We start from the raw sequence: 6172 nt of genomic DNA on the forward strand, positions 1-6172 counted from the left end.
AGGTAATAATGGAAATGAACCAAAACAAGATGGAAACAACGCAGGATCTGGACAAACTACAACGGATAATCAAAATACAAAAGAAACAACAACTGTAAGTGAAAATAAAGAGGAACGTGATTTACCGAAAACAGGTGCGAGTATTGCTTCTACAATTGGAGCTGGTCTGGCGTTTGTTGGAGCGGGATTACTTATGTTATTTAGAAGAAAGAAAGCAAATAAATAGATAGTAAAGTGTTGTATGAAAAAAAGGATTACCGATTACGGTAATCCTTTTTTTATTCTATATTATGAAACTGGTACTGCTTTTTCTTTCTTCCATGAAAGACCAAATCCAGTGAAACCAACAATAATTGTTAAGACTGGGCAAGCTAAACAGAAGATTGCGTATGGAACATAATCGAATGTTGGAACGCTAAGGACGTTTGTTAAGAATACGCCGCTTACACCCCATGGTACGAGCGGATTAATTACTGTACCAGCATCTTCTAATACTCGTGATAAATTACGACGTTCTAAACCGACTTCATCGTATTTGTTAGCGAATGCTTGTCCTGTTAAAACGATTGATAAGTATTGTTCACCAAGTAAGAAGTTTACACCAATTGCAGTGAAAGCGGTAGAGACGATTAAGCGTGTACTATTTTTTACGAAGCTAGAGATGATATTCATCAGCTGCGTGATAATGCCCATTCCTTGTAGTAAACCACCCATACAAAGAGCTAGGAAAATAAGAGCAATTGACATCATCATACTTTGTAAACCACCGCGAGATAATAAGCTATCAATATCTTTTATACCAGTTTTAGAAACGTAACCATCTTGCATAATTTTCATTAAATCAGCTAAAGAAGTACTAGGGTTAAAAATAAAGAGAATGATGATCCCTACTACGATTCCTGCAAGTAATGTTGGAACTGCGGGTACTTTCTTAAATGCGAATAGGAACAGTAATAAAATCGGAATAAGTGTAACGATAGAAATCGTTGCATTTTTTTCTAACGTACTAATAAAGTTTGTGAAATCAACGTCTCCTCTAGTGCCGCTTCCTAAAATGAAAAATGCGATAAAAGCAATAATGAAAGCAGGGACTGTTGTCCAAAGCATGTTGCGAATATGTTCAAATAAATCTACACCAGTTACAGCTGGAGCTAAGTTTGTTGTATCAGATAAAGGAGACATTTTATCCCCAAAGAATGCACCAGAAATAATTGCACCAGCAATAAGAGCTGGATCGTATCCGAGAGCACTACCCATTCCCATAAAGGCAAGCCCTACTGTTGCTGCAGTTGTAAATGCACTACCGATACTTGTTCCAACAATTGCACAAACAACAAAAACAGTAGGAACGAAAATTTTTGGAGATACAAGTTGGAATCCGTATACCATTAAAGTTGGAATTGTTCCAGCTGCGATCCAAACACTAATTAATACTCCTACAAGTAAGAAAATAAAAATAGATGGAATACCAGCTGAAATACTACTTATCATCCCTTCTTCCATAGTAGACCAAGAGATTTTTTTCATAAATCCAAACGCTAATAAAATAACGATGCCGAATAAAATTGGGATATGTGGTGAAACTTCTAATTGAATAACACTAAAGCCAATACAGAAAAAGATAAAAAATGTTAAAAGAATAGATTCAATTTTTGAAATCATTGTTTTCCCCTCCTAATTAATCTAAAATAGCTCTTTTTTATATAAAATTCGCCAATACTGTATATCCCCTTTTAAAATTTATAATTTTTCGACAAATTATCGGTAATTGTTTTTCATCATAAAGTTTAAATAATCGGGATTTATCAAGCTTTGTATCTCTCCTATCTCAAATTTTTAGGATAATCGCTCAATAAAGATTGGAATAAAAAAACGCCCCTGCATATAATTATGCAGGGACGAAGAAATCGCGGTACCACCCTAGCTTGTGAAAGGAATGTATCACAAAATAAAGGGCCATATGATATGCGCTAATAAAATAAAAACGCCCCTGCAATATATGCAGGGACGAAAAATTCGCGGTACCACCCTAAATTGTGAAACAGTGTCGTTTCACCACTCTTTAGACATAACGGTCTAAACCGTCTTTCACTACTCCTCACGTTTCGTAAAAGAAGCTCCAGGGGGTAATTCATAAATCGCTCTGTACTGGTTCGCACCGACCACCAGCTCTCTGAAATCAGAAAACGAAGTACTACTAAATCCTATCAACGCCGATTCATATGATGTTAGTTAAATTTTTATCATATATTCATCATACATGTCAATAAAAATATTCGATATTTTTTTAGGGGAATAAAGGAAAAATGTTTTTAATGCTGTAAAAATGTGCGTTATAATGAATTTGAAAGGGGAGGAAAGAGTGAAGAAAAAAATAATTCTTTTTACCACCTTACTAGTCGTTGGCGGAAGTGCTGGAATTTACACAGCTTTTGCAGCTGAATCAGAGCAGTCGAAACAAAAGCAAATACAGCAGTCAGAAGTGAAGAAATCGATGGAAAAATCAGCTGCAAAACTAGGAGTTTCTACTGAAGGGAAAACAAAAGAAGAGATTACGAAAGAAGTAGATACCGCTAGGTTTGAGCAGCGCCATGATTTATTAATTGAGCATGCTAAGCAACTTGGAATTGATACAGAAGGAAAAAAAGAGGAAGAGATTATTTTAGAAATTGGAAAGATACAACATGGAAAGTAGAACAACTTATCGTATGATAAGTTGTTCTTTTTTAAGAACTATTTGATTTAAAAATAATTGACAGTCATTTGGTTTTAATGTTAACTATATTTATAAACAAGTTAACATTAGGGGTGACAATTGTGGCTGTTAATAGTAACACGAGTGAAAAATCGTCTTATACATATGAAGAATTATCGAAGAAGAATAAAGATTACGTATGGCACCCATTTACACAAATGAAAGATTATTTAGAAGAAGATCCTGTCATTATTGAACGTGGAGAGGGAAGAAAGCTATACGATGTAAATGGAAATGAATATTGGGACGGTGTTTCGTCTATTTGGTTAAATGTTCATGGGCATCAAGTACCGGAACTAGATGAGGCAATTCGTGAGCAATTAAATAAAATTGCTCATTCTACTATGTTAGGACTTGCTAACGTTCCATCTATTTTATTAGCAGAAAAAATAATTGATGTTGTACCAGAAGGCTTGAAGAAAGTATTTTATTCAGACTCTGGTTCTACCGCTGTTGAAATTGCAATTAAGATGGCTTTTCAATATTGGCAGCACAAAGGGAAACCGAGAAAACAAAGATTTGTTACATTAAAAGAAGCGTATCACGGTGATACAATTGGAGCAGTTTCAGTAGGAGCGATAGACTTGTTTCACCAAGTGTATAGTTCACTATTATTTGAGGCAATTAAAATGCCGTATCCGTATACATATCGTTCTCCTTATGGAAATAACAAGGAAGAAATTGTGAATAAGCATTTAGAAGAAATGGAAGAATTGCTGAAAGAAAAACATGAAGAAATTGCAGCAATTATTGTAGAACCTTTAATGCAAGGTGCTGGAGGCATGATTACAATGCCAAAAGGATATTTAAAAGGGCTACGTAATTTATGTACAAAATATAATGTTTTATTTATTACAGATGAGGTAGCGACTGGGTTTGGGCGTACGGGGAAAATGTTTGCGTGTGAACATGAAAATGTGACGCCGGACATTTTAACAGCTGGGAAAGGTTTAACAGGTGGATATTTACCAATTGCTGTTACGGTAACGACAGACGAAATATATAATGCCTTCTTAGGAGAGTATGAGGAACAAAAAACATTTTTCCATGGGCATAGTTACACAGGTAATCCGTTAGGGTGTGCGGTAGCAATTGCGAATCTAGAACTATATGAAAAAACTAATTTAATAGAATCTGTTGCGCATAAAACAGAATATGTAGCGGGGCAATTAGAAGCGCTTAATGAATATAAGCACGTAGGTGATATTCGTCAGTGCGGATTAATGATTGGTATTGAACTTGTGAAAAATAAAGAAATGAAAGAATCGTATGAATGGACAGAAAGAGTCGGTGTTCAAGTATGTAAACGCTCAAGAGAGTTAGGCATGATTTTACGTCCGCTTGGTAACACCATTGTATTTATGCCTCCTCTTGCATCTACAATTGCTGAAATTGATGAGATGTTACGCATTTTATATAAAGCAATCTCGGATGTTACGGAGGAAGAATAATGAGTGGTTTTTTCATAACGGCAACTGATACTGAAGTTGGAAAAACTGTGGTTGCAGGTGCGTTAGCAGGTGTATTTAGAGAATTGGGATATAACGTAGGGGTATATAAACCGTTGCAAAGTGGACATGCTGCATCAAACGCAGAGGGAGATGCAGCAAGGTTAAAAGCCTTATCGGGTGTATCGACAAGAGAAGAAGAAATTTGTCCGTATTCTATTGAAGAACCACTTGCTCCGAGACTTGCTATGAAAAGAGCTGGAAGGAGAGTAACGTTAAAAGAAATTACTGATCACTATAATGAACTACTAAAAGAGTTTAATAGCCTATTTGTAGAAGGGGCTGGTGGGCTTGCAGTCCCATATACAGAAGATGCTTTAGTAATCGATTTTGCAAAAGAATTACAGCTTCCTCTTATTGTAGTAGCGCGTCCTACACTAGGAACAGTGAATCATACTGTCTTAACGATTTCTTATGCAAGGGCACATGGCTTAACAGTAGCAGGTGTCATTTTGTCTGGTTGTAAAGAATGTGAAAAAGAAAGAGTACAAGAAAACAAAGAAATGATTGAAGAGTTGAGCGGGGTACCGGTTTTAGGTTTATTACCATTCCTTGAAGGTGATTTTACTAGGGAAGAATTATTGGAATTGGCAAAAGAACATATTATGATTTCAAAATTAGAGGAGTCCATCCAAAATGAATCAAAAGTGGCGCGCACATCTTCAATCTAAAATAGAACAATTAAGAGAGCAAGGACAGTATCGTAATTTGCATGTGACAGAGAAAGCGGAAGAGACATGGCTTATTCGGAATGAGAAAAGGATGCTAAATTTAGCGTCAAATAATTATTTAGGGTTAGCTGGAGATGAAAGGTTGAAAGAAGCTGCTATTGCTTGCACAAGAAAATATGGAACTGGAGCGACAGCATCTCGTCTCATTGTAGGAAATTATCCACTGTATGAAGAGGTTGAGAGAAGTATATGCAACTGGAAAGGTACTGAAAGAGCGTTAATCGTAAATAGTGGGTATACAGCAAATGTAGGTGTACTATCTTCTTTAGCTGGTCGTCACGATATTGTTTTTAGTGATAAATTAAATCACGCAAGTATTGTTGATGGAATTATATTAAGCGGTGCAGAACATAAAAGGTATCGTCATAATGATTTGGATCATTTAGAGAAGATGTTGAAAGTAGCGTCACCTGAAAAGAGGAAATTAATCGTAACTGATACTGTTTTTAGTATGGATGGTGATACTGCATATTTGAGAGATTTAGTGAAGCTGAAAGAGAAATACGGGGCAATCATTATAGTTGATGAAGCACATGCGAGTGGAATATATGGAATCGGTGGAGCTGGATTATCTCATATAGAAAAAGATCTTGCTCAAAAAATCGATATACATATGGGGACGTTTAGCAAGGCTTTAGGGTGTTATGGTGCGTATTTAACAGGGGATGCAATTTATATAGAGTACTTACAAAATATGATGAGAAGCTTTGTTTTTACTACAGCTTTACCACCAGGAGCATTAGGAGCAGTGCAAAAAGCAATTGAGATTGTAAAAGAAGATAACGAAAGAAGAGAGAACCTTATAGCGAATGGTGCATATTTCAGGACGCATTTACAAGAAGCTGGTTTTGACATTGGGAATAGCTCAACTCATATTGTACCAATTGTAGTCGGTTCAAATGAAAATGCTTTACGGTTTAGTGAAAGATTACAAGAGATAGGTATCGCAGCCATTGCAATTCGTCCGCCAACTGTTCCGATTGGTAGTTCCCGAATTCGCTTTGCTGTTACGTCACAACATACAATGGCGGATTTAAAATGGGCCATTCAGCATATTATACGCATCGGTAAAGAAGAGGGGTTTTTAGTATGAAAGAGCTAAAGGTTATTTTTATTCCTGGGTGGGGAATGGAAGAAGATGTTTGGACTTTTGTACTTCCGTATTTTAAAGACTATCC

6 protein-coding genes, 1 pseudogene and 1 other annotated feature are annotated in these 6172 nt (G+C 36.1%); of the genes and pseudogenes, 6 read left to right on the top strand and 1 reads right to left on the bottom strand.

From position 1 onward, the window contains the following. The coding region (locus AC1DTM_RS16350) for an LPXTG cell wall anchor domain-containing protein (RefSeq protein ID WP_477000494.1) at positions 1-226 on the top strand (226 nt) is incomplete at its 5' end. 62 nt (positions 227-288) lie between these two features. Here the strand turns inward: AC1DTM_RS16350 and nhaC are convergent. After that, on the bottom strand, positions 289-1662 hold the full coding sequence (gene nhaC, locus AC1DTM_RS16355; protein ID WP_088099497.1) for a Na+/H+ antiporter NhaC: 1374 nt from the start codon (positions 1660-1662) through the stop codon (positions 289-291). 338 nt (positions 1663-2000) lie between these two features. Continuing rightward, positions 2001-2220: a binding site (T-box leader), on the bottom strand. A gap of 142 nt (positions 2221-2362) precedes the next feature. Here nhaC and AC1DTM_RS16360 point away from each other — a divergent pair. The 5 genes and pseudogenes from AC1DTM_RS16360 to AC1DTM_RS16380 all read left to right on the top strand — a co-directional run. After that, positions 2363-2695, top strand: coding sequence for a hypothetical protein (locus AC1DTM_RS16360; RefSeq protein ID WP_133059529.1), 333 nt, complete (start codon positions 2363-2365; stop codon positions 2693-2695). Positions 2696-2772: 77 nt separating this feature from the next. Beyond that, a complete protein-coding gene (gene bioA, locus AC1DTM_RS16365) occupies positions 2773-4206 on the top strand; it encodes an adenosylmethionine--8-amino-7-oxononanoate transaminase (RefSeq protein WP_078172853.1) in 1434 nt (477 codons plus the stop codon). Then, positions 4206-4934: a dethiobiotin synthase gene (gene bioD, locus AC1DTM_RS16370; protein WP_199715040.1), complete on the top strand. Its 729-nt coding sequence runs from the start codon at positions 4206-4208 to the stop codon at positions 4932-4934. Before bioA ends, bioD begins: the two co-directional genes overlap by 1 nt. Next, positions 4900-6087 carry an 8-amino-7-oxononanoate synthase gene (gene bioF, locus AC1DTM_RS16375; protein WP_016106104.1) on the top strand — a complete coding sequence of 396 codons (1188 nt, stop codon included), beginning with the start codon at positions 4900-4902 and terminating at the stop codon, positions 6085-6087. Before bioD ends, bioF begins: the two co-directional genes overlap by 35 nt. Then, positions 6084-6172: pseudogene (locus AC1DTM_RS16380) on the top strand (alpha/beta hydrolase); the annotation flags it as partial. The gene bioF and the pseudogene AC1DTM_RS16380, both read left to right, overlap by 4 nt.

This window comes from Bacillus sp. P4_D3, from assembly GCF_056401855.1.

What these genes read in the sequence shown, in the direction of transcription:
- nhaC (WP_088099497.1), bottom strand. Translation starts at nt 1,662, where the DNA reads ATGATTTCAAAAATTGAATCTATTCTTTTAACATTTTTTATCTTTTTC.
- bioA (WP_078172853.1), top strand. Translation starts at nt 2,773, where the DNA reads ATGTTAACTATATTTATAAACAAGTTAACATTAGGGGTGACAATTGTG.
- bioD (WP_199715040.1), top strand. Translation starts at nt 4,206, where the DNA reads ATGAGTGGTTTTTTCATAACGGCAACTGATACTGAAGTTGGAAAAACT.
- bioF (WP_016106104.1), top strand. Translation starts at nt 4,900, where the DNA reads ATGAATCAAAAGTGGCGCGCACATCTTCAATCTAAAATAGAACAATTA.